The 22,164-nt window shown below is 73.6% G+C and carries 18 protein-coding genes; 5 read left to right on the top strand and 13 right to left on the bottom strand.

Annotated elements, in window-relative coordinates:
* Positions 1–412 precede the first annotated feature (412 nt).
* Both IE178_RS16540 and IE178_RS16535 read right to left on the bottom strand, forming a co-directional pair.
* The gene (locus tag IE178_RS16540) at positions 413–1,075 is read right to left on the bottom strand and encodes a helix-turn-helix transcriptional regulator (protein WP_004923664.1); all 663 of its coding nucleotides are present in this window, start codon (positions 1,073–1,075) and stop codon (positions 413–415) included.
* Positions 1,076–1,342: 267 nt separating this feature from the next.
* Positions 1,343–2,017 carry a DUF3000 domain-containing protein gene (locus IE178_RS16535; RefSeq protein WP_193512825.1) on the bottom strand — a complete coding sequence of 225 codons (675 nt, stop codon included), beginning with the start codon at positions 2,015–2,017 and terminating at the stop codon, positions 1,343–1,345.
* A gap of 143 nt (positions 2,018–2,160) precedes the next feature.
* Between IE178_RS16535 and hemE the strand changes: the two genes are divergently transcribed.
* Both hemE and IE178_RS16525 read left to right on the top strand, forming a co-directional pair.
* Positions 2,161–3,255, top strand: a complete 1,095-nt coding sequence (hemE, locus tag IE178_RS16530; protein WP_193512824.1) for a uroporphyrinogen decarboxylase — start codon at positions 2,161–2,163, stop codon at positions 3,253–3,255.
* Positions 3,256–3,569: 314 nt separating this feature from the next.
* Positions 3,570–3,890 carry a hypothetical protein gene (locus IE178_RS16525; protein WP_184761532.1) on the top strand — a complete coding sequence of 107 codons (321 nt, stop codon included), beginning with the start codon at positions 3,570–3,572 and terminating at the stop codon, positions 3,888–3,890.
* Positions 3,891–3,911: 21 nt separating this feature from the next.
* On the opposite strand, the gene IE178_RS16520 is transcribed toward IE178_RS16525, so the two are convergent.
* Both IE178_RS16520 and IE178_RS16515 read right to left on the bottom strand, forming a co-directional pair.
* Positions 3,912–5,309, bottom strand: a complete 1,398-nt coding sequence (locus IE178_RS16520; RefSeq protein ID WP_193512861.1) for an FAD-dependent oxidoreductase — start codon at positions 5,307–5,309, stop codon at positions 3,912–3,914.
* A gap of 49 nt (positions 5,310–5,358) precedes the next feature.
* Entirely contained in the window at positions 5,359–6,369 is a 1,011-nt protein-coding gene (locus IE178_RS16515) for a DUF4349 domain-containing protein (RefSeq protein ID WP_193512823.1), read from the bottom strand.
* A gap of 159 nt (positions 6,370–6,528) precedes the next feature.
* On the opposite strand from IE178_RS16515, the gene hemG reads away from it, so the two are divergent.
* Positions 6,529–7,986 carry a protoporphyrinogen oxidase gene (gene hemG / locus IE178_RS16510; protein ID WP_193512822.1) on the top strand — a complete coding sequence of 486 codons (1,458 nt, stop codon included), beginning with the start codon at positions 6,529–6,531 and terminating at the stop codon, positions 7,984–7,986.
* Positions 7,987–7,991: 5 nt separating this feature from the next.
* On the top strand, positions 7,992–8,723 hold the full coding sequence (hemQ, locus tag IE178_RS16505) for a hydrogen peroxide-dependent heme synthase (RefSeq protein ID WP_184761529.1): 732 nt from the start codon (positions 7,992–7,994) through the stop codon (positions 8,721–8,723).
* Here the strand turns inward: hemQ and IE178_RS16500 are convergent, their stop codons facing one another.
* From IE178_RS16500 to IE178_RS16485, 4 genes are all read right to left on the bottom strand, one after another.
* The gene (locus IE178_RS16500; protein WP_193512821.1) at positions 8,724–10,355 is read right to left on the bottom strand and encodes an alpha/beta hydrolase; all 1,632 of its coding nucleotides are present in this window, start codon (positions 10,353–10,355) and stop codon (positions 8,724–8,726) included.
* An 89-nt stretch (positions 10,356–10,444) separates the two neighbouring features.
* Positions 10,445–11,224: a TIGR04222 domain-containing membrane protein gene (locus IE178_RS16495; RefSeq protein WP_193512820.1), complete on the bottom strand. Its 780-nt coding sequence runs from the start codon at positions 11,222–11,224 to the stop codon at positions 10,445–10,447.
* Positions 11,225–11,333: 109 nt separating this feature from the next.
* Complete coding sequence (locus IE178_RS16490) at positions 11,334–12,638, bottom strand: MbnB/TglH/ChrH family RiPP precursor modification enzyme (RefSeq protein ID WP_193512819.1); 1,305 nt, start codon at positions 12,636–12,638, stop codon at positions 11,334–11,336.
* 272 nt (positions 12,639–12,910) lie between these two features.
* Positions 12,911–14,992, bottom strand: coding sequence for a neutral/alkaline ceramidase (locus tag IE178_RS16485; RefSeq protein WP_193512860.1), 2,082 nt, complete (start codon positions 14,990–14,992; stop codon positions 12,911–12,913).
* A gap of 423 nt (positions 14,993–15,415) precedes the next feature.
* On the opposite strand from IE178_RS16485, the gene IE178_RS16480 reads away from it, so the two are divergent.
* Positions 15,416–16,915, top strand: coding sequence for a glycoside hydrolase family 76 protein (locus IE178_RS16480; RefSeq protein WP_193512818.1), 1,500 nt, complete (start codon positions 15,416–15,418; stop codon positions 16,913–16,915).
* A 359-nt stretch (positions 16,916–17,274) separates the two neighbouring features.
* On the opposite strand, the gene IE178_RS16475 is transcribed toward IE178_RS16480, so the two are convergent.
* From IE178_RS16475 to IE178_RS16455, 5 genes are all read right to left on the bottom strand, one after another.
* On the bottom strand, positions 17,275–18,516 hold the full coding sequence (locus IE178_RS16475) for an MFS transporter (protein ID WP_193512817.1): 1,242 nt from the start codon (positions 18,514–18,516) through the stop codon (positions 17,275–17,277).
* Positions 18,517–18,639: 123 nt separating this feature from the next.
* On the bottom strand, positions 18,640–19,356 hold the full coding sequence (locus IE178_RS16470; protein ID WP_193512816.1) for a peptidyl-tRNA hydrolase: 717 nt from the start codon (positions 19,354–19,356) through the stop codon (positions 18,640–18,642).
* Positions 19,357–19,389: 33 nt separating this feature from the next.
* Complete coding sequence (locus IE178_RS16465; RefSeq protein WP_193512815.1) at positions 19,390–19,593, bottom strand: hypothetical protein; 204 nt, start codon at positions 19,591–19,593, stop codon at positions 19,390–19,392.
* 18 nt (positions 19,594–19,611) lie between these two features.
* Entirely contained in the window at positions 19,612–20,457 is an 846-nt protein-coding gene (locus IE178_RS16460; protein ID WP_193512814.1) for a polysaccharide deacetylase family protein, read from the bottom strand.
* Positions 20,458–20,554: 97 nt separating this feature from the next.
* Positions 20,555–22,078 (bottom strand): FAD-dependent oxidoreductase, encoded by a 1,524-nt coding sequence (locus IE178_RS16455; RefSeq protein ID WP_184761515.1) that lies wholly within the window; start codon positions 22,076–22,078, stop codon positions 20,555–20,557.
* Positions 22,079–22,164 lie beyond the last annotated feature (86 nt).

Below are 22,164 nucleotides of genomic sequence, written 5' to 3'. Positions count from 1 at the left end.
CTGTGAGCGCCCGATGGGCCCCTCGAGTCCGGCACCGGTGACGGCCCACCTTGATCGCCTCCGGGCCGATGCCGCAGCGGATCCACTGGCTGAGAGCCGCGCGCGGTGCTCCCGGGTGGTCGGCCGGCTCCTGGGGGTCGAGCGATGCCGTGGCAGGGGGCCCGGCGTGGGACGCACGCCTCCGCGCCGATTGCCGGGAGCGTGCGGGGGTCTCGGACGGCTCTTCGTGCTGGGCGGGCCCGCATCAGGGGGAATCCAGGATGGATCCAGGGTGTCCGCGCCGCGAAGGCGCCCGCCGACGAAACGTTCCGCCGATGGGCGCCGGGGGGCGTGAATCAGTCAGGACAGTGAAAGATCCGGTTCACGGACCGGTGGGTAGTGGCTAGGGGGCAGGGGGCAGCGGGCGCAGGGGTCAGTGGATGATGCCGGTGCGCAGGGCCACCGCCACCATTCCGGCCCGGTCGCCCGTGCCGAGCTTGCGGGCGATGCGGGCGAGGTGGCTCTTGACGGTCAGTGCGGACAGGCCCATCGAGACGCCGATCGCCTTGTTCGACTGGCCCTCCGCCACCAGCCGCAGCACCTCGACCTCGCGGCCGGACAGTTCCCGGTAGCCACCCGGGTGGCTCGGAGCACCCGGGGGACGGCGGTGCAGGCGCGCGGCGGCGGCGCCGATGGGAGCGGCACCGGGTCGGGTGGGGAGCCCGAGGTTGGTGCGGGTGCCGGTGACGACGTAGCCCTTCACTCCGCCGGCGAGGGCGTTGCGCACGGCGCCGATGTCGTCGGCGGCGGACAGGGCGAGGCCGTTGGGCCAGCCGGCGGCGCGGGTCTCGGACAGGAGGGTGAGGCCGGAACCGTCCGGCAGATGGACTTCGGCGACGCAGATGTCGCGGGGGTTGCCGATGCGGGGACGAGCCTCCGCGACGGACGAGGCCTCGATCACGTCGCGCACACCGAGCGCCCACAGATGGCGGGTGACGGTGGAACGGACGCGGGGGTCGGCCACGACCACCATGGCGGTCGGCTTGTTCGGGCGGTAGGCGACCAGGCTTGCGGGCTGCTCGAGGAGAACGGACACCAGGCCTCCTGGGGTGCGGGCGGGCCGGCTCGTGGGGGGTGAAGCCGGGACGAACCGTGCTTTCAAGGTCACAGTCGTCTTCGGCATCAAACCTGATGTCCTTTAGGAAATGATCACGATTTAGTGAGTAACAATCCGTACAATTCGGACGCACGATCGATCATTCGAAGATCGAACGGTTTCGGTCTGCGTCGCAACGCTTCCGAAAGTGGTCGTATCGACAAAGAGATGGGTGATGACGTTGGCCGGGCGTCGCGAGCGGCAGGCTCAGCGCGACTGCGGCCCCCTCCGCTGCGGCAGCGTCACCACCGACGCGTCACCGGGAGCGGCCGGCGGCAGCCCCGCGACCTGCGCCAGCAGATCGCACCACGCGACCAGATGCGCGGCCGTGTCCGGAATCCCGCCCAGGCCCTCCCGGGGCGTCCAGGAGGCGCGGATCTCGATCTGCGAGGCGGCCGGCCGCGTGGACAGCCCTCCGAAGTAGTGGGAGCTCGCCCGCGTCACCGTGCCGCTCGGCTCCCCGTACGACAGCCCGCGCGCCGCGAGCGCACCGGTCAGCCAGGACCAGCACACGTCCGGCAGCAGCGGATCCGCCGCCATCTCCTGCTCAAGCTCCGCGCGCACCAGCGTCACCAGCCGGAAGGTGCCCTGCCAGCCCTCGTGCCCGGCCGGATCGTGCAGCAGCACCAGCCGGCCGTCGGCCAGATCCTGGTCGCCGTCGACGACCGCCGCCTCCAGCGCGTACGCGTGCGGAGCGAGCCGCTTCGGCGCGGGCGCGGGCTCCATCTCGATCTGCGGCCGCAGTCGCGCGCTGCGCAGCGCGTCGACAGCGGCCCGGAAGGGCAGCGGAGGCGCACCCCCGTGCCCGAGCTCCCCCTCGGTCCCCTTCGGTTCGTCCATATCGCCAGCGCCGTCCGACAGTCGTCCCTGAGCCGCAGCCATGCGGGGAAGATTAAGCGGAACGGGCCCCGGGCGCAGGGAGGGACACCCGAGCCGCCCAGCGGTGTCCGGATCCTGCCCCGAGGGCAGCGCGCACGGGGCCCTGAGGTCCGAGGGCGCGGGCGGGTCGTGCGAGACTTGCCGACGTGAGTGCCAACGCAAGCCCGACGGGCCACACCCCGACAGCGACCTCCGGCCCCGTCAAGGACGACACGGTCAAGGATTCGGCCTTCCTCAAGGCGTGCAGGCGCGAGCCCGTGCCGCACACCCCGGTGTGGTTCATGCGACAGGCCGGGCGCTCACTGCCGGAGTACCGCAAGGTGCGCGAGGGCATCGGGATGCTCGACTCCTGCATGCGCCCCGACCTGGTCACCGAGATCACGCTCCAGCCGGTCCGCCGCCACCGCGTGGACGCGGCGATCTTCTTCAGCGACATCGTCGTCCCGCTCAAGGCGATCGGTGTCGACCTCGACATCAAGCCCGGCGTCGGCCCGGTCGTCGCGCAGCCGGTGCGCACCCGCGCCGACCTGGCCCGGCTGCGCGACCTGACCCCCGAGGACGTCTCCTACGTCACCGAGGCGATGGGGATGCTCACCCGCGAGCTCGGATCCACCCCGCTGATCGGCTTCGCGGGCGCCCCGTTCACCCTCGCGAGCTACCTCGTCGAGGGCGGCCCGTCCCGTACGTACGAGAACGCCAAGGCGATGATGTACGGCGACCCCGAACTCTGGGCCGACCTGCTCGACCGCCTCGCCGACATCACGGCCGCCTTCCTGAAGGTGCAGATCGAGGCAGGCGCCTCCGCCGTCCAGCTGTTCGACTCCTGGGCCGGCGCCCTCGCCCCGGCCGACTACCGGCGCTCGGTGCTGCCCGCTTCGGCGAAGGTGTTCCGCGCGGTGGCCGGCCACGGCGTCCCGCGCATCCACTTCGGCGTCGGCACCGGTGAGCTGCTCGGCCTGATGGGCGAGGCCGGCGCGGACGTCGTGGGCGTCGACTGGCGCGTCCCGCTGGACGAGGCCGCCCGCCGCGTCGGCCCCGGCAAGGCGCTCCAGGGCAACCTCGACCCGACCGTGCTGTTCGCCGGCCGCGAGGCCGTCGAGACGAAGGCGCGGGAGGTGCTGGACGCGGCGGCCGGCCTGGAGGGCCACGTCTTCAACCTCGGCCACGGCGTCATGCCGTCCACCGACCCGGACGCCCTGACCCGCCTCGTGGAGTACGTCCACACGCAGACCGCGCGCTGACCGCAGGCGACGGGACCTGACGCGACGAGCCGGTGGAGCCGCCGGTCATCTTCGGGAAGCGGGGCGAACGCGCTTGTCTGCGCGCTCGCCCCGCCCGACCGTTCTCACGCAGGGCCCGACCGCACGCTCTCCGGAGTCGAGCACCGGCACAACGGGATGACCACGTCCCACCTGTACCCGGGCGTCCCACTCGTGCCCGGGCGCGGTCGGTGAATCCGCGACGGGGCTGAACACCGCCGTCCGGCGGTGCGTACCACTCGTCAACCGCCCGCGGCACGGGGAAGGCGCCGCGGGGCCGACGTGAGGAACAGCCGATGAACGACCGAGTGACCTCCGCGCTGCACGCGCTGCCCGACGGCGAGGCCGAGCTCACGCTCGTGGTGCGCCTCCCCTGGGAGGACATCGCCCGGCTCGGCCAGGAGGCGGGGCGGCTCGCCTCCCAGACGCAGCGGCCGGTGACGCTGGACGAGGCGGTCAGCCACCGCCTGCGCTCCGCGCGGGCCGCCGCGCACGCGAAGCCGGCGGGGGAGCAGCCGCCGGCGGTGGCTTCCGCGGCGTCGGTGTCGTCCCTGCCGGCCCGGCCCCCGGCCGAGCAGGCGCGTCAGGCGATCGACCGGATCAACGGGACGGCGTGACCCGCCCGCCCCGCCCGTGGCTCACCCGGCGCCCCGGATCCTCGTCGCCGCCTTGCGCGCGGCCACCAGCACCGGGTCCCACACCGGGGAGAACGGCGGGGCGTAGCCGAGGTCCAGAACCGTCATCTGGTCCACCGTCATCCCGGCGGTGAGGGCGACCGCCGCGATGTCCACGCGCTTGCCCGCCCCCTCCCGGCCGACGATCTGGAGGCCCAGGAGCCGGCCGGTGCGCAGTTCGGCGAGCATCTTGACCGTCATGGGGGAGGCGCTCGGGTAGTAGCCCGCGCGGCTGGTCGACTCGATGGTGACCGCCTCGAACCGCAGGCCCACGCGGCGGGCGTCCTTCTCCCGCAGACCGGTGCGCGCGATCTCCAGGTCGCACACCTTGCTGACCGCCGTACCGACCACGCCCGGGAAGGTGGCATAGCCGCCGCCGACGTTGGCGCCGATGATCTGGCCGTGCTTGTTGGCGTGCGTGCCGAGCGGGATGTGCCGCTGCTGCCCGGAGACCAGGTCCAGCACCTCCACGCAGTCACCGCCCGCCCAGACGTTCTCGTGCCCGCGCACCCGCATCGAACGGTCGGTGAGCAGCCCGCCGTGCTCCCCCAGGGGCAGCCCCGCCGCCCGCGCGAGGGCCGTCTCGGGCCGCACCCCGATGCCGAGGACCACGACGTCCGCGGGGAACTCCGCGTCCGCGGTGGCCACCGCCCGCACCCTGCCGTCGTCCCCCGTCGACAGCTTCGTGACCTCGGCCCCGTTCACCATGGTGATGCCCATGCCCTCCATGGCCTCGTGCACCAGGCGGCCCATGTCGGGGTCGAGGGTGGACATGGGCTCCTCGCCGCGGTTGACGACCGTCACCTCGTAGCCGCGGTTGATCATCGCCTCGGCCATCTCCACGCCGATGTATCCGGCGCCGACCACCACCGCGCGGCGACCACGGGTGCGCGCCAGGGTGTCGAGCAGGGCCTGCCCGTCGTCCAGGGTCTGCACGCCGTGCACCCCGGGGGCGTCCATACCCGGCAGCTCCGGACGGATCGGCCGCGCGCCGGTCGCGATCACGAGCTTGTCGTACGACGTCCAGGACTCGGCGCCGGAATCGACGTCCCGCGCGCGTACCCGCCCCCGGTCGAGGTCGAGTTCCGTGACCTCGGTACGCAGCCGCAGATCGATGTCCCGCGCGCGGTGCTCCTTCGGGGTGCGGGCGATCAGCAGGTCCCGGTCGCCGACGTCACCGCCCACCCAGTAGGGGATGCCGCACGCCGAGTAGGAGGTGAAGTGGCCGCGTTCGAACGCCACGATCTCCAGCTCGTCCGGACCCTTCAGCCGGCGGGCCTGCGACGCCGCGGACATCCCCGCGGCGTCGCCGCCGATCACCACCAGGCGTTCCCTCGCACTGCGCGTACCGCTCGTGCCCATGCTCACGCTCATACGAACACGCTACGGGGACGGGAGACGGTGGAGCCGCTCAGCTCTCCTCGTTCCCCCGTGCGCCGCCGCGCTCCGGCTCCGGTGCCGGCCGGGCGCCGGGCACGGGGCCGGCGGTGGGCATCGCCGGCACGGTCCGCGGGCGCCGCGGCAGCCGCGGACGTACGGCCTTCAGCCACAGCAGCACCAGCAGCACGGCCGCCCCGGCGAACGGCAGCACCGCGCCGACCGCCACCGCCAGCCAGCGCAGCATCGTCACGAACGCGTCCCAGCCTCCCGTGAGCGCGTCCACGAAGCCGGGATCGCCGTCCTCCCGCACCGCCTCCCTCACCGGCGTCCCGGACAGCGACAGGGTGATGGTGGCCAGGCTCGTACGGTCCTTCAGCGACGCCTGCCGGGCGAGCAGGGCCTCCAGATCGGCCTGACGGGTGCTCAGTTCCCCCTCCAGGGTGACCACGTCGCCGAGCTTCGTCGCCCGGTCCATCAGCTCGCGGATACGGGCCACGCTGGCGCGCTGCGACGTGATCCGGCTCTCCACGTCGACCACCTGGTCGGTGACGTCCCGCGCCTTCGCGTTGCGTTCGACGAGCCGCCCGGTGCCCTCCAGTTCGGTGAGGACCTCCTCGTACTCGGTGACCGGCACGCGCAGCACCACGCGCGTGTGCTCGTGGCCCTCCTCGTCCCGGTCGGTGGTCTCGTCGCCGACGTAGCCGCCCGCGTTCTCGGTCGCCGCGCGGGCCTCCTCCAGCGCCTTCGGGACGTTCTTGACCCGCACGGTCAGGGAGGCGGTGCGGATGATGTGGTTCGCGCCGGCCTTCGGCGGCGCGGTCGCCCGGGCACCGTCCGCCGCGCCCCCGGGGGCGCCCTGCTTCGCGCCCTCCTCCGGTGCCGCCGCCTGCCCTTCCGCCGGGGCGACGGCGGCCTTGTCGTCGGCGGCCGAGGAGCCGGCGGAGGCGTCGCCCGCATCGCTGCACCCGGTGGCCGCGAGGGCCGCCGCCAGCAGAACCCCGGCCAAGGCGTGGGCGGGTCGTACGGATCGTCGTGTGCGCATGTGGGTATTCCCCCCGGGCCTGGTGATGACTGACGTTCCTTCGACGCCGCGGGGGCGCGGTTCGTTGGCGCAGAACGGTCCCGAAGCGGTCACGGTAGGGACTCGGCAGGGCCACATGGCGCCGTCGGGACCGCCGGTGGCGTTTGAGAGGGTGGAGCCATGAGCGGATCACATGCGGGCGACGGCCGGCGGGTCGTCGTCATCGGAGCCGGAATCGCCGGACTGGCCGCCGCGCACCGGCTGGTGCGGCGCGGGGCGCGGGTGACCGTGCTGGAGGCCTCGGAGCGGGTCGGCGGCAAGCTGCTGCCCGGGGAGATCGCGGGCGCCCGCGTGGACCTCGGCGCGGAGTCGCTGCTGGCCCGCCGCCCCGAGGCGGTCGGCCTCGCCCGGGAAGTGGGCCTCGCCGACCGGCTCCAGCCGCCGGCCACCGCGACCGCCTCGCTGTGGACCCGCGGCGCCCTGCGCCCCATGCCCAGGGGCCACGTCATGGGCGTCCCCGGCACCGCCGCCGCACTCGCCGGGCTGCTGTCCGACGAAGGGCTCGCCCGGATCGAGCGCGACGCCGACCTGCCCCGCACCGAGGTCGGCGACGACGTGGCGGTCGGCGCGTACGTGGCGGCGCGCCTCGGCCGCGAAGTCGTCGACCGTCTGGTGGAGCCCCTGCTGGGCGGCGTGTACGCGGGCGACGCGTACCGCATCTCGATGCGCTCGGCGGTCCCGCAGCTCTTCGCGGCCGCCCGCACCCACACCTCGCTGACCGAGGCGGTCCGCGAGATCCAGGCCCAGTCCACCGCCTCGGCCCGGACGGGCCCCGTCTTCACGGGCATCGCGGGCGGAGTGGGCACCCTCCCGCTCGCGGTCGCCGCGTCGCTGCGGGCGCACGGGGCGGAGATCCTCACCGGCACGCCGGTCACCGGGCTGCGCCGCGCACCGGAGGACGGCTGGCGGGTCACCGCCGGGGGCCGGGTCCTGCACGCCGACGCGGTCGTCGTCGCCGTGCCCGCCCCGGCCGCCGCCCGGCTGCTGCGCGCCGAGGCCCCCGGCGCCGCCGTCGAGCTCGCCGGCGTCGAGTACGCCTCCATGGCGCTGGTCACCCTCGCCTACCGCCGCGCGGAGACCGACCTGCCCGAGGGCAGCGGATTCCTGGTGCCGCCCGTCGACGGCCACACCATCAAGGCGTCCACCTTCGCCTCCCGTAAATGGGGCTGGATCGCCGACGAGAACCCGGACCTGGTCGTCCTGCGCACCTCCGTGGGCCGCCACGGCGAGACGGAGATCCTCCGCCACGACGACGCCGACCTCGTGGAGGTCTCGCGGCACGACCTGAGGGCGGCCACCGGCCTGGCCGCCACCCCGGTCGACGCCCGTGTCACCCGCTGGCAGGACGGCCTGCCCCAGTACCCCGTCGGCCACCAGGCGCGCGTGGCCCGCGTCCGCGAGCACCTGGCGGGCCTCGCCGGGCTGGCGGTGTGCGGCGCGGCCTACGACGGTGTCGGCGTCCCCGCCTGCATCGCGAGCGCGTACGCCGCCGCCGACCAGGTCCACGGTGATCTGCGCGCCGTGCGGCAGCTCACCGCCAACCCGGTGCGGAGCCTCCACGGAGGAGCGGGAGAATGAGGGACATGAGTGACGATGCCACCACCCCCGCACCCGATCGGATCCCCCACAAGGGCAAGCTGGCCAAGGACCTCAACGAGGTCATCCGCTACACCCTCTGGTCCGTCTTCAAGCTGAAGGACGCCCTGCCCGAGGACCGCGCCGGATACGCCGACGAGGTCCAGGAGCTGTTCGACGGGCTCGCCGCCAAGGACGTCACGATCCGCGGCACCTACGACCTGTCGGGCCTGCGCGCGGACGCCGACCTCATGATCTGGTGGCACGCCGAGACCGCCGACCAGCTCCAGGAGGCGTACAACCTCTTCCGCCGCACCAAGCTGGGCCGTGCGCTGGAGCCGGTCTGGTCGAACATGGCGCTGCACCGCCCCGCCGAGTTCAACCGCTCGCACATCCCGGCGTTCCTCGCCGACGAGACGCCCCGCGCCTATGTGAGCGTCTACCCCTTCGTGCGCTCCTACGACTGGTACCTGCTGCCCGACGAGGACCGCCGCCGCATGCTCGCCGACCACGGCAAGATGGCCCGCGGCTACCCGGACGTGCGCGCCAACACGGTCGCCTCCTTCTCCCTCGGCGACTACGAGTGGATCCTCGCCTTCGAGGCCGACGAGCTGCACCGCATCGTCGACCTCATGCGCCATCTGCGGGGCTCGGAGGCCCGGATGCACGTCCGCGAGGAGGTCCCGTTCTTCACGGGCCGTCGCAAGGACGTCGCGGAACTGGTCGCGGGTCTGGCCTGATCAGGCGACCGGCCGGGTCTTTTCGGCCGGCCGGTCCGCCGGCCGGGGCCGCGGCTCCGGTTCCGGGTGCGGTGCGCAGGAAGCGCGCCGCCCCGGGACGCGCCCGGTGAGCAGGTATGCCTCCAGGTGTCCGTTCACGCAGGCGTTGGGTCCCCAGGCGATGCCGTGGCTGCCGGCGTCCCGCTCCGTCACCAGCGCCGAACCCGCCAGCCGCCGGTGCAGCTCCAGGGCACCGTCGTACGGAGCGGCGGCGTCCCGCTCGGCCGCGAGGATCAGCGTCGGCGGCAGCTCACCGTGCCCGGCCCGCACATCCAGTGGCCGCCGCCGCGGCGCCCGCCAGTAGGCACAGGGCAGATTGGTCCACACATTGGCCCAGGTCTCGAAGGGCGCCCGGCGCGCGAGCCGGGTGTTGTCCCGGTCCCACACCGCCCAGTCCGTCGGCCAGGGCGCGTCGTTGCACTCCACGGCGAGATACACCGCCCGCGCGTTCTCCGCCTCCGCCGCCGCCTCCGGATAGGCCTGCGCCTGCTCGACCAGCGGCCCGGCATCGCCCTTCAGATACGCCGACAGCGCGTGCGCGCGATGCGGCCAGTGGTCGTCGTAGTACCCGGCCCGCAGGAACGCCGCCTGCAGCTGTCCCGGCCCGACCTTCCCGCCCGCCGGCTCCTTCGCCAGCCGCGCGCTCGCCCTCTCGTAACTCTCCTGCACCTTCCGCGCGGTGCCGCCCAGCCCGTACACGTCGTCGTGCCGGGCGACCCATGCCCGGAAGTCCGCCCAGCGGTCCTCGAACGCCGCCGACTGGTCGAGGTTGTTGCGGTACCAGATCTGCTGCGGGTCCGGGTCCACCGCCGAGTCGAACACCATCCGCCGTACGTGGGAGGGGAACAGCGTGGCGTACAGCGCCCCGAAGTACGTGCCGTAGGAGGACCCCAGGAAGGTCAGCCGGTTCTCGCCGAGCGCGGCGCGCAGCACGTCCAGGTCACGGGCGTTGTTGAGCGAGTTGTAGTACTTCAGCGAGTCCCCGGCCCGTTCGGCACAGCCACGCGCGTACGCCTTGGCCCGCGCGACGCGTTCCTCCTTGTCCGTCGTCGACGGGTGGACCGGCGCCTTCGTGGGGCCCTGGGCGAACGTCCCCGGGTCCGTGCAGGACAGCGGTGCGGAACGGCCCACCCCGCGCGGGGCGTAGCCGACGAGGTCGTAGGCGGCCGCGACGCGCTTCCACTCGGGGAGCACGCCCATCATCGGGAAGTACATGCCAGTGGCGCCGGGCCCGCCCGGGTTGTGGACCAGGGAGCCCTGCCGGGGCACCGCGCGCTTGCTGTTGTCCGGGTCCCTGCCGGTGGCCCGGACACGGCTGACGGTCAGTTCGATCTGCCGGCCGTCCGGGCGGGCGTAGTCGAGCGGTACGCGTACGGTGCCGCACCGAACGGTGCTCGGAAGGTCCTGTGTCTCGGGGCATTCGGCGAAGTCGATGCGCTCGTCCGCGGCGCGGGCGGCGGCCACGGCGGTTCCGCGCAGCTCGGCCGCGCCGGGGGCGCTGGGAGGGGCGGGAGCGGCGCCGCCGGCCGGGGCGGCGGCCAGGGCGGTGAGCAGCAAGGACCCGGCGGCCGCATGGACGGCGGCAGTTCTCATCGACTGTCCCTTCGGTGCACGGTGGCGACACAAGGGATGTTTCGTTCAGGGGTGGTCCGAGGCAAGCACCGTTCACCGGGGTGTCGGCGTCAATGCTCCTGATGGCGCTCCCGGTGCGCGAAGGCGGCGCGCAGTTCCGGTTCGTCCACCGCGCGGATGCCGCGTACCGCGACGGAGGTGAGATACCTACGGTCGTCGGCGGCGTCCCCGGCATCGCGGTGCAGGGTGCCCAGCAACCGCTGGCCGGCCGGGGAGGCCCAGCGCGAGTACGGGTGGACCTCGAACCGCGCGATGGCCAGGCAGCCCAGCGTGAGGATCAGCGGCAGCGTGAACCACAGGGCGACCAGATGGCGCGCCAGGTCCGACGGGACCGGCATGAGCAGGGCGGCCGTCCCCAGCCCGGCCACGGCCGGCACGGCGAGCCGCACCTGCCGCACCGCGTCGGCGACCGACGTGCCGGCACCGTCGGGCACCGCCAGTCCGGCGCCGACCAGCCGCTCGGAGATCCCGCGCACGGCGTCCGCGGTCGCCGCGGCGGCCCGCACCGGCGCGATGGGGGACTGTCCCTCCGGTCCTATCGCCCCTATCACCGACCGCTCCATCTCGTCCCGCCCGCGCGGGTCGACCACCGTCGCCCAGCCGGTGTGCGCCAGCAGCAGCCGCCGCTGACGCGCCATCGCGACGAGTGTGACGTCGGCGACCCGCACGGGGCCGCCGGACAGGAACGCGGCCTCGTACAGCGTCAGATCGCGTCCGGGGTCCGGGCCGGAGTCGGCCGCGGCGGCGCCGCGCACGGCGGCCAGACACAGCCGCAGGCACGCCACACCGGCGACGGCCCAGGCCAGGAGCAGAAGAGGGACCCAGAACATGACTTGTTTGTAAGGGACACGGTCATGAGAACACCATGACCTGTTCACCATTCGGACGGAGTGTTGTCGGTATGTGACGTTCCGTTTGGTGCTCTCCGGTCGATGACGGTCACCGCCGCAACAGCACCCGCCGCGCGGCCCGGGCCAGCCGCACCGCCGGCCGGCGCGACCGGGGCTTCGGCCCCGACCGGTCCAGCCACCACTCCCGCAGCTCACGCCGCGCCCGCGCGTCCTTCGGCCGCCCGTCCAGCAGCAACTGCTCGACGAAGTCCAGCGCGTCCAGCCGGTAGCCGCCGGTCATCGGCCACACCTGGGCGTACGCGAGGAAGGCGGCCCGGTACTCCCGGCCGAGGATCACCGGCAACTCGGGCGCCACCTTGGCGACGACATCGGCCCGCTTGGCGGCGAGCGCCCGCGCCTGCACCCCCATCCGCACCCGGTCGAACCCATCGGGTACGGGCGTCCCGGCGACCAGCGCGGACAACACGGCGGTCTGCGCGAGCGCGAGCCGCTGCCGGGAGTCCGCACCGCACCCCTCGCCCGGCGACGGGGCCCCCGCCGCGGCCACCCGCACCGCGCGGCGCGCCCGCCCGCCCTGCTCCAGCGCACCCCGAACGGCCCCCAGCTCCCGTTCGAGCTCCGCCGGTTCGGGAAAGTTCTCGTCCCGCTCCAGCAGCACGCCGGGAGGCGAGATTCGGGACGCGAGATCGGCGAGGATGTCGAGCACGGGCCGCGGGACGGGGTGGGCATGGCTGTCGTGCCACACCCCGTCCCGCTCGAAGCCGCCCGCGACATGGACGTACGCGATGGCCTCCAGCGGCAGTTCGGCGAGCGCCCGGGCCGGGTCCTCACCCCGGTTGACGTGGTTGGTGTGCAGATTGGCGACATCGATGAGGAGCCGTACGCCGGTACGGTCGGCCAGCTCGTACAGGAACTGACCCTCGGTCATCTCCTCGCCCGGCCACGAGATCAGCGCGGCGATGTTCTCCACGGCGAGCGGCACGGGCAGCGCGTCCTGCGCGATACGGACGTTCTCGCACAGCACGTCGAGGGCGTCACGGGTGCGCGGCACGGGCAGCAGGTGCCCCGCCTCGAGCCGCGGGGAGCCGGTCATCGCGCCGCCCGCCCGCACGAACGCGATGTGCTCGGTGACGAGCGGTGACCGGAGGGAGGCGGCTCGCTCGGCGAGGTCGGCCAGCCGTCCCTCGTCGGGCCGCTCGGCACCGCCCAGCCCCAGCGACACCCCGTGCGGCACGACGGTCACGCCGCGCTCGCGCAACCGCAGCAGCGACTCGGGCAGATGACCGGGACAGACGTTCTCGGCCACGACCTCGACCCAGTCGATCCCCGGCATGCGCTCCACCGCGTCCGCGATCTCCGGCCGCCATCCGATCCCGGTCCCCAGTCGCACCATCGTCCCCGTCCCCTCCTCCACCCGGCAGCCCCGGCTCCCGTACGTCCGCTCCGGACGTGAGGGGGGTATGGCCCCGAAACCCGCCCCCGAACCACGCCCCGGCCACCTTCAGAGCAACATTTGAGCTTGGGGGCGCGCCGGCCGGGGACCGTCCGTACCGGGGAGCGGGGGAAACGGCGCGTACGCGGAAGTCGCCCGCACGCAGGCCGACGCGCGGACCGACACGGCACGGCGGCCCGGCCCCGGGACGCCGGGCCGCCGGGTACGCCCGGTCAGCGCACCAGGAAAGCCGGTGACGTACCGGTGAACGGGGTGATGGTGCCGACGATGCCGCGTGCGTCGCCGTGGTACACGATCCGGTGCGGACCCGGCGTCGTCCCCTGGGGGATGTCCCAGGTGACGGTGATCCGGGAGGCGGCGATGCCGTCGCGTGTCCAGTGGAAGCGGGTCGACCAGTCGCCGTCGTCGGCGACGGTGCGCCAGGCGCCGTCCGGCTCCTGGCGCTGGACCTCCAGATACGTCTCCCCCCGGTGCAGGTCGTTGCCCGGGTGGGCGCCCGCGAAGACGACCTCGGCCCGTTCACCGGCCCGGTAGGTCTCCCGGGGCGCCAGCAGCACGTCCCCGAACTCCCGGAAGGCGGGCGGCGCGTCCAGCACCACGCCCGGCTGGAGGGAGAGGGCCTTGCCGGACAGGTCCGGCGGCTCGGGGCCCAGCGGCAGATCCGTGCCGTCGCGCAGCGCGGTGGCCAGTTCGGCCGCGGTCTGCTGGAGCGCCGGAAGCTGCCAGCGCCCGAAGAGGGTGCTCCCGCCCTCGTACTGCTGCGCGTCGTACTCCTCGGGGGTGGTCAGGTAGTGGAAGTACGCGTTGGCGTACCCGGCGACCAGTACGTCGTCGAGGTCCGCGCCGACGATCTCCGCGACCGTGCGCCGCAGCCGCAGCCCCGCGCAGATGGTGACCTCGCCCGGGATGCCGATGAGGTGGAGTCGGCCGATGCGCACCAGCATCACGGGCACCCGCTCCTGCACCCAGGGGTAGACGCGGTTCATCTCCCCGATGGGCACGAAGATGTCCTTCGGCGCCTGTGCCTGTGCGAGCTCCGGCGAGACCGTGTAGATCACGGAGTCGGAGATGGCGTCCCAGAAGGGGTTCTCGCCCTCCTCGAATCCGGGGAAGGCCGGCCCGTCCTCCATGCTGCCCGCCGCCATGGACGCACCGACGCAGGGCCTGGAGGTCCGGTGGGTCCGTCCGTCGCCGGTGAACTCGGGGCGCACCGTCACGTCGGAGAGGTCGACGTACACCAGCCGGGAGTCCACCGGGCCGGACAGCCGGGCGCCCGGGCGGTCCAACTGGTCCGCGGCGGCCTCGTACTGCCGCAGTCCGTTGGCGCGGGTGTGCGCGAAGTCGGCGGGCGTGGTGGGCGGCACGAGGTCGAGGTTGGGCGACATGTCGCCGCTGTTGGTCTGGGCGAACGCCGAGACGAAGGCCGGGGAGCCGTCGGCCAGATAGTCGACGTCGTGGACCTCGCGCTCCCAGTGGTAGGCCGCGTACCCCTTGTTGTCCGCGCTGATGAGGCGGTTGTCCCCGGACATGCTGGTGCTGTGCACCGGGAACCAGTTCACGGCGCCGACCGTCCGGCCGGCCCGCTCCACCCGGAGCAGGGTGGTGTGCGGGTCGATGGCGTCCGGGAAGTGGTCGCGGTCGGTCCTCGGGTTGCGCTCGAAGGCCGAACGGGAGCGGTTGACGCTGGCCCCGGTCAAGGTGCCGTGACTGAGCACCAGTTCGGACGGGGCCAGGTCGTCGTGGGCGCGCCGCGCGGCCTCGAACAGGCCGTCCGCCACCGCCTCGAAGGTCTTGCGGTGAAAGCCGAACGTGGTCGTGTTGTACAGCAGATGGTGCGAGTAGCCGCCGGGTCCGGCGTGCGTGTGGGTGGCGGTGATCAGCACGTTCCGCTCCGTGTAGAGCTCGCCGTACGCCTCGGCGAGCCGCCGCAGCACCGCGCGGTGCAGGCTCTCGAAGATCATCGGCGAGTCGGCGACGATCAGCATGACCCGCCGGCCGCTCGCCTCGTCGACCACGACGAACGCGCGCGCCCGCAACCGGGTGTGCAGCCCGGCGGCCTGCTGGTCGAACCGGCCGTACCCCATCATGCCGACCTCGGCCACCTCACCGGTGGCATCGGCCAGACCCCGGCCGACGAGATAGCCGCCGGCGTCCTGGGCGGGGGTGGGGGCGGACGCGGGGGCGGCGGTGGCCCTGCTGGGGGCGGCCACCTGGGCGCCCGCCAGCCCGAGGCCGGTGAGGGCACCCGCGCGCAGGACCGTACGCCGGGGGTGAACGGGGCGTTCCGCGGACATCTGCTGCTCCTCCGGCTCGATCGGCCTTCGGCGGCGCACGGACGGAGCGTGAGCGCACGCGTGCCGGTGGGATCGCCACCCGCCTGGGCCTGACGGTTCGTGAAGGGACCTCGCGCGCCATGACACCCGCGCGAACTTGAACAACGTTCAGGTTCTGCGTCGCCATTGGTACACCGCACGCCACAGCCGCCGCAAGAGGTGTGCCGAACGGTCACCGCGCTCATGGGGCAACTCTTGTCCGCAACAGGATCATTGACGCCCCTCGCGCTCAGTACTACTTTGCGAGAGCGCTCTCACACCCCCCACCTCCGCCGAACACCCTGCCCCGTGTGCCGGGCCGCCTCGCCCGTCGAAGGGCCGGCACACGACCACACCTGGTGACACCAGGGCAGTCAGGCGCCCCAGACAGGGAGCAGTCCGCCCATGCGTTCCGTACGAGGATTCAGCCGATGGCAGCCTGCCGCCGCCCTAGCCCTAGCCCTCGCCCTGTGCGCGCTGCTGCCGCACTCCGCGTCCGCCGGCAGCACGGCGACCACCGCGACCGGGGCCACCACGGCCGCCGCGGCGAGCATCTGCAACAAGTACTGCGACGGCCGTGACCCCGCCCTCTCCCCCGGGGACCGTAAGCCCGTCACGGCCACCGTCCACTCACGGCCGATCGTCCTGCACTTCGACGACGCCGACGCGATGGGCTGGGCCTCCCTCGGCAACGGCAACCCGGGCGACGAGGTCTGGCTCGACCGCTCCTTCGACGGCGGCCGGACCTGGAGTTCGGGCAGCAGGCTCGGCCACGCCACCGTGCCCCCGGGACAACGCGCCTGGCGCACCCTCATGTACAACGTGGACGACTGGGGCGGTCACGGCGTCGGCGCGCTGCGGGCCTGCGGCAAGGCCGGTGACCGCCCGGAGATCGCCTGCACTCCCTGGGCGCGCACCACGTGGAACGCCGGCGACCGGAGCACCGCCGCGGCCACCGCGCTGATGACGTCCTACAACTACTCGACGGGCCTGTTCGACACCACCGGCTGGTGGAACTCGGCGAACGCGCTCACGGCCGTCATCGACAACATCCGCACCACGGGCATGGGCAGTTACCGGTACGCCATCGCCCGCACCTACGACCTGAACGTGAACGCGCAGGGCGGGCAGTTCCGCAACGACTACATCGACGACACCGGCTGGTGGGGGCTGGCCTGGGTGGCCGCCTACGACCTGACCGGCGACAGCCGCTATCTCGCCACCGCGCGTGCGGACGCCGACCACATGGCCTCCTACTGGGATTCCACCTGCGGCGGCGGGGTGTGGTGGAGCACCGCGCGCACGTACAAGAACGCGATCGCGAACTCCCTGTACATCCAGCTCAACGCCGCGTTGCACAACCGTATGCCGGGCGAGAGGACGTATCTGGACCGGGCGCGGGCGGGCTGGTCCTGGTTCCGGGGCACCGGCATGGTGAACGGCTCGCAGTTGGTCAACGACGGCATCGACCTGAGCACCTGCCGCAACAACGGCGACACGGTGTGGTCGTACAACCAGGGCGTACTCCTCGGCGCCCTGACCGAGCTGTACCGGGCGACGGGTGACGGCGCCCTGCTCACCGGCGCCCGGCGGATCGCCGACGCGGCCACCACCTCGTCCGCCCTCAACACGGCGGACGGCATCCTGCGCGACCCGTGCGAGAGCGGCGACTGCGGAGCGGACGGACCGTCGTTCAAGGGAGCGCACGTGCGGGGGCTGGGCGCACTCGACGCGGCTCTCCCGGATCACCCGTACACCGCCTACCTCCGGCGTCAGGCCGACCGCGCCCACGCCAGCGACCGCAACGCCCTCGATCAGTACGGGCTGCGCTGGTACGGGCCACTCGACAAGCTGGACGCGGCCCGCCAGCACAGCGTGGTCGATCTGTTCAACGCCGCCTCCTGACCGAACCAGGGCATGAAGAAGTAAGCGCCCACGAGTAAGCCCCCTGCCTGCGGGTTCTCCGCCGGTAGGGGACTCACTAGGTGGACTGGGTCGTCTCACCCAAGGCTACATCCGCACCACCACACGCGCGGAACACCGAACGAGCCCCCCTCGGTGGCCAGTTCGACGCCATCGTCCTCGCCGTCACCGAGCCGCGTGCCGCCGCCGACGAGGATCGCCTCCGGTGAGGCAACTGCGAAGGGATTCTGCGCCGCCATAGGGCCGGTCGCCAGGGCAGGCGCCGGCGTCGCCCATACGGCCTTGCCGTCGTCGTAGGAACGCGGCGCTGGTGCACCGACGTGCCTGCGCAGCGACGGACGTCACCGTCGATGGCGGTCCGTGGTGGGTGGCGCGTGGGTGAGACCGCGGACCCGAGGGGCCAGCAGGGCGGTGGCGGTGGCGATGACGATCAGCGCGGCGCAGCCGGCCAGGGCCTCCCGGGTGCCGACGGCATCGGCCACCGGCCCGGCCGCGAGCAGCCCCAGCGGAGCGAACGCCAGCGAGCCGAACCACTCGTAGGAGGCGACGCGGGACAGCGCCTCCTCGGGGATCTCGCGCTGGATGGTGGTGGACCACAGCACGGCGAAGACGTCCGCGGCGATGCCCGAGCAGAACATGGCCGCGGCGGTGACCCAGACCGGTGCCGAGGCGGCCAGCAGGGCGATCGGCGCGGCGGCCGGGAAGGTGGCCAGAACCGCCACGAGGACGGGCCTGCCGACCCGGACGCGGGCGGCCAGACCGGCGCCCGCGATGGTGCCGAGGGCCTGGGCTGCGACGATGACGGACCATGCACGGGCGCCGCCCAGGTCCTGTTCCGCGACCAGTGGCCCGAGGACACCGGCGGTGGCGTTCAGCGCGGCCACCACGATGGTGTACTGGGCGACGACCGCCCACAGCCACTGCCGGGAGGCGAACTCCCGCCAGCCCACCCTCAGGTCCTCCCAGCCGGAGGACGTCTTCCGCGGCCGGCCGGGGACCCGTAGCCGCGCCGTGAGGGCCGCGCTGACGACGAACGAGACGGCGTTGAGCGCGAGCGCCCAGCCGGCACCGATCCACGCGACGGTGACTCCCGACAGTGCGAGCCCGAGGAGAAGGGACGTGTTGGTGCCCACGCGCAGGAGCCCGTTGGCCTGCTGCAACCGGTCCGCCGGCACCACGAGCGGCACCAGGCCGTCCATGGCGGGCGAGAACAGGGCGGTCGCGGTCCCGGCCACCACCGCGAGCGCGCACATGACGACCAACGGGGCGTGCCCCGACAGCACCAGGGCGGCGAGTCCGGCATAGGCCAGCGCGCCCACCATGTCGGCGGCCACCATCAGGCGAGCCCGTGACATCCGGTCCGCGATCACCCCGCCGACCAGGATGAACACCAACTGCGGCAACGCCTGGCAGGCCAGCACCAGCGACAGCCGCCCCGGCGTCGCACCGGGCAGGGCCAGCACGGCGAAACCGAGCGCCACCCGGGCGAACCCGTTGCCGAGAACCGAGATGGTCCGCGCCGAAGCGAGCAGCAGAAACCGCTGGTCCCGCCAGAGGACAGGATGATCCGAAGCGACAGCCACAGCGCCGCACCCTACGGGGGACCATCAGCGCACCACATGGCATTCAGCCATGCGCAGTCCTCCGTCCGAGGGCTATCCCGAAGGACTGGAGCGGTCCATCGAGCCCGCCTGGGCCGTCAGGCGTCACCGCAACGCCGGAAGGTCCGCCACCACCGTGCACGAACCCGGGGCGATCTCCGTGTAACCCGCGTCGCGGACCGTGGGGAGGCCGCTGTTCACCAGGTCGGGCCAGTGGGACGGGTCGGCGGTGCGGACGGCGAGGGGGAAGCCGGCGGTCCGCCAGGCCGTGCGGGCCTCGTCCGAGAGCTCCCACCAGGCCAGTTGTGCGCCGTGGCCCGCCTGGGCCATCGCCTTGCCGGCGGACATGTCGAGGCCGGGATTCAGCCAGAGGACGGGGGTGACCGGGTCCGCCGGGGGCACGGGGTCCGGGTCGTCCAGATCGGTGCCGGAGACCTGGAGGCGGGCCAGGTCCTTGGGCCAGCCGTCCAGGGGGACGGGCGGAAAGACGCGGACCTCCGCGGACTTGCCGGTGACGGTGATGCCGGGGAGCGCCTCCGCGCGGCGCCACTCCGCGCCGCGGGCCCGGCGCACCACCTTGCGGATGCGGGCGTCCTGCCAGTCGCGCATCGCCCGCGCCCACTCGCCGTCGCCCACCGAGCGCTCGTCGGTCAGCATCACCAGGACCGCGCGGGCCGCCGTCTCCAGGGCGTCCGTGCGGGCCGGGGGAGCCGCCCGCTCGATGCGGGCCACCAGGGGCAGGACGAATTGCGGGGCCTCGTCGCGGGCGCCGGGGTCGGGGCGGAAGGGGCTGTCGGCGGCAGGTGTCTGGTCGTTGCTCACGGGTTCAGTGTGCCAACCCGCGCGGCACCGCCGTCAGCCCGAGCACGAGGTGCGTTCGGCCTCCCGCCATTCGCAGACCGGGCAGAGGGTGATGCCCTTGTACGACTCCGGGTACTCCGTCGGTTCCTGGCACTGCACGCACCGCGCGTACGGCGGGCCGTCGGCCCTGGGCGGGCGGGACGCGTCGATCAGGCAGTAGTCGGCATCGGTGTCGGTACGAGGGTCGGTGTCGGTCATGTCTCCAGCGTAGGGCGCTCAGGCCCGGCCGCCCGCCGCCGCGATCAGCTCGGACACCTTCACGAAGCGGTAGCCCCGGCGGCGCAGCTCCGGGACGATCGCGCGTACGGCCCGTTCCGTCGTCGGGGCCGCGCTGCGGGTGCAGTGCAGGACGACCACCGAGCCCGGCCGTACGCCGTCCAGCACGCCCCGTGCCACCGCTGCCGCGTCCGTGGCGAACGCGTCGCCCCCGACCACGTCCCACTGCACGGCCGTGACGCCGGCCGGGGCCAGGGCCTTGAGCGCCTCACGGTCGTAACAGCCGCCGGGGAAGCGGAAGTACGGCATCGGGTCCCGCACCCCGACCTGGCGGAAGGTGGCGTACGCCCGTTCCACGTCCGCCCGCATCCGGTCCGCCGGGACGGTCGGCAGGCCGTAGCAGTCACCGGTGAACGCGTAGTGGCTGTAGGAGTGGTTGGCGACCTCGAAGAGCGGGTCCCGTCCGAGGGAGCGGGCCTGGGCCGGGTACTCCTCGGCCCATCGGCCCGTCATGAACACCGTGGCCGGGACGTTCAGCGCGCGCAGGGTGGCGATGAGCCGAGGGTGGTCGAAGTGTTCGCCCGCCGCGGCCCTCGGGCCCTGGTCGGCGGTCATGTCGGCGTCGAAGGTGAGGGCGACGGTCCTGCCCCGGGTGCGCGGACCGTTGTGGAACACCGGGGTCAGGCCCGCGGGGCCCGGGGCGAGGGTGGGCGGCGACGACGGCGTCGCGGGGGAGGCGGAGGGCGCGGGGCGGGGCGCCTGCCGGGCGGGCGGGGTGGAGGCGCAGGCGGTGAGCGCGGCGCCCAGGGCACATACGGCGGCTACTCGGTGTACACATGTGATCACCGTATGACAATATGTGTGCTTTTGGCCGGTTCCTGCTGTGGTGGGCCCGCCTCGGCCTGGGCGTCACTCGGGTGGGCGTCGGCGCGCCGTGGCCGCCTCAGATGTCGCGGCGCTCCAACGGCTGGGTCGCCGGGCCCTGGATCACCTTGCCGTCCGTGTCGAAGCGGGAGCCGTGGCAGGGGCACTCCCAGGCGCGTTCGGCGGAGTTGAAGTCGACCAGACAGCCCATGTGGGTGCAGCGGGCGGAGACCGCGTGCAGGGTGCCGTCGTCGTCGCGGTAGACCGCGAGCCGGCCGCCCCCGGCGCGGACTACGGCCCCCTCGCCCGGAGGCAGGGCCTCCACCGGCGGTGAGGGACGCAGCCGGTCGCCGACGAAGTGCTTGGCGACCTGCGCCTGGTGCTTGAGGAAGGACGGCGCCTCCCGTACGGCGGGGGCCAGCCGGCGCGGGTCGTACAGCCCGCTCCAGGCGCACTCCTCGCCGGTGATCTGCGCGGTGAGCAGCCGGCCCGCCATCATCCCGCCGCTCATGCCCCAGCCGCCGAATCCGGTGGCGACGTACGCGTGCCGGGCGCCGGGGTGCAGCGGGCCGACCAGCGGCACGGTGTCGGTGGGATCGTTGTCCTGGGTGGCCCAGCGGTGGGTGAGCTCCACGTCGGGGAAGTGCTCGCGCGCCCAGGCGGAGAGGCGGTCGAAGCGGGCGCGGGTGTCGCCCGTCCCCGGCGTGAAGTGCTCGCCGGTGATCACGAGCAGGCGCCGCGTGCCGTCCTCGCCGTAAGGGGCCGTGCGGACCGAGCGGGTGTTCTCCTCGGGCGTGATGTACATGCCGCCCGGGTCCCGGTCGGCGGGGACGGGCCCGGCGACGACCAGCTCGCGGCGCGGGGAGAGACGGGTGAAGAGCAGCGCCCGGTCGAAGATCGGGTAGTGGGTGGCGACCACGACGTCGCGGGCCGTCACCGTGGCCCCGGTCGCCGTCGACAGGCGGCAGGGCGAGCCCTCCTCCAGCCCGAGGACGGTGGTGTCCTCGTGCACGCGTCCCCCGCGCGCGACCAGGTCGCCGGCGAGGGCCAGCAGGTACTTGCGCGGATGGAACTGGGCCTGGTCCGTCACCTCCACCGCGCCCGCCACGGGGAACGGCAGACCCGTCTCCGTGACGAAGGAGGCCGGCAGGCCCGCCTCCCGCGCGGCCCGCGCCTCCGCGCGCAGCTCCTCGGCCCGGTCCGCGTCGCGGACGTAGGTGTACGCGCTGCGGCGCTCCCACTCGCACTCGATGCCGAGCTCCGCCACGACCCCGGCGGTGTGCTCGATCGCCTCGGACTGCGAACGGGCGTACAGCCGTGCGCCCTCGCTGCCCCGGGTGCGGCGCAGCTTGTCGTAGACCAGCGTGTGCAGGGCGGTGACCTTGGCCGTGGTGTGCCCGGTGACGCCGGCCGCGATCCGCCCGGCCTCCAGCACCGCGACGCTCTTCCCGGCCCGGGCCAGCTCCCGTGCCGTGCACAGACCGGCGATACCCCCGCCGATCACGGCCACGTCGACATCGAGGTCCTCGGTCAGTGCGGGGTGCCGGCCGTCCGGTGCCGTCTGGAGCCAGTAAGAGCCGCTGACCTGCTGCTTCTCCGTCATGCGGGGCCGAGTACCCCGGTGCGTCGAGTTCAGTGGCGGACCGGCGCGGTCCGGCCGCCCCCTTGCGTGCGGGGCGGTGCGGGACT

This window comes from Streptomyces griseoloalbus (assembly GCA_014650015.1).
Classification (GTDB): domain Bacteria; phylum Actinomycetota; class Actinomycetes; order Streptomycetales; family Streptomycetaceae; genus Streptomyces; species Streptomyces griseoloalbus.
Note: the sequence above shows the minus strand (reverse complement) of the source record. Positions and strands in the feature narration are given on the sequence as shown.

Bases quoted from the DNA above. Each gene is read 5' to 3' on its own strand.
- IE178_RS16500 (WP_193512821.1), bottom strand. From the start codon at position 10,355: ATGAGAACTGCCGCCGTCCATGCGGCCGCCGGGTCCTTGCTGCTCACC.
- IE178_RS16520 (WP_193512861.1), bottom strand. From the start codon at position 5,309: ATGGGCACGAGCGGTACGCGCAGTGCGAGGGAACGCCTGGTGGTGATC.
- hemQ (WP_184761529.1), top strand. From the start codon at position 7,992: ATGAGTGACGATGCCACCACCCCCGCACCCGATCGGATCCCCCACAAG.
- IE178_RS16465 (WP_193512815.1), bottom strand. From the start codon at position 19,593: ATGACCGACACCGACCCTCGTACCGACACCGATGCCGACTACTGCCTG.
- hemG (WP_193512822.1), top strand. From the start codon at position 6,529: ATGAGCGGATCACATGCGGGCGACGGCCGGCGGGTCGTCGTCATCGGA.
- IE178_RS16515 (WP_193512823.1), bottom strand. From the start codon at position 6,369: ATGCGCACACGACGATCCGTACGACCCGCCCACGCCTTGGCCGGGGTT.
- IE178_RS16495 (WP_193512820.1), bottom strand. From the start codon at position 11,224: ATGTTCTGGGTCCCTCTTCTGCTCCTGGCCTGGGCCGTCGCCGGTGTG.
- IE178_RS16480 (WP_193512818.1), top strand. From the start codon at position 15,416: ATGCGTTCCGTACGAGGATTCAGCCGATGGCAGCCTGCCGCCGCCCTA.
- IE178_RS16455 (WP_184761515.1), bottom strand. From the start codon at position 22,078: ATGACGGAGAAGCAGCAGGTCAGCGGCTCTTACTGGCTCCAGACGGCA.
- IE178_RS16535 (WP_193512825.1), bottom strand. From the start codon at position 2,017: ATGGCTGCGGCTCAGGGACGACTGTCGGACGGCGCTGGCGATATGGAC.
- IE178_RS16525 (WP_184761532.1), top strand. From the start codon at position 3,570: ATGAACGACCGAGTGACCTCCGCGCTGCACGCGCTGCCCGACGGCGAG.
- IE178_RS16485 (WP_193512860.1), bottom strand. From the start codon at position 14,992: ATGTCCGCGGAACGCCCCGTTCACCCCCGGCGTACGGTCCTGCGCGCG.
- IE178_RS16490 (WP_193512819.1), bottom strand. From the start codon at position 12,638: ATGGTGCGACTGGGGACCGGGATCGGATGGCGGCCGGAGATCGCGGAC.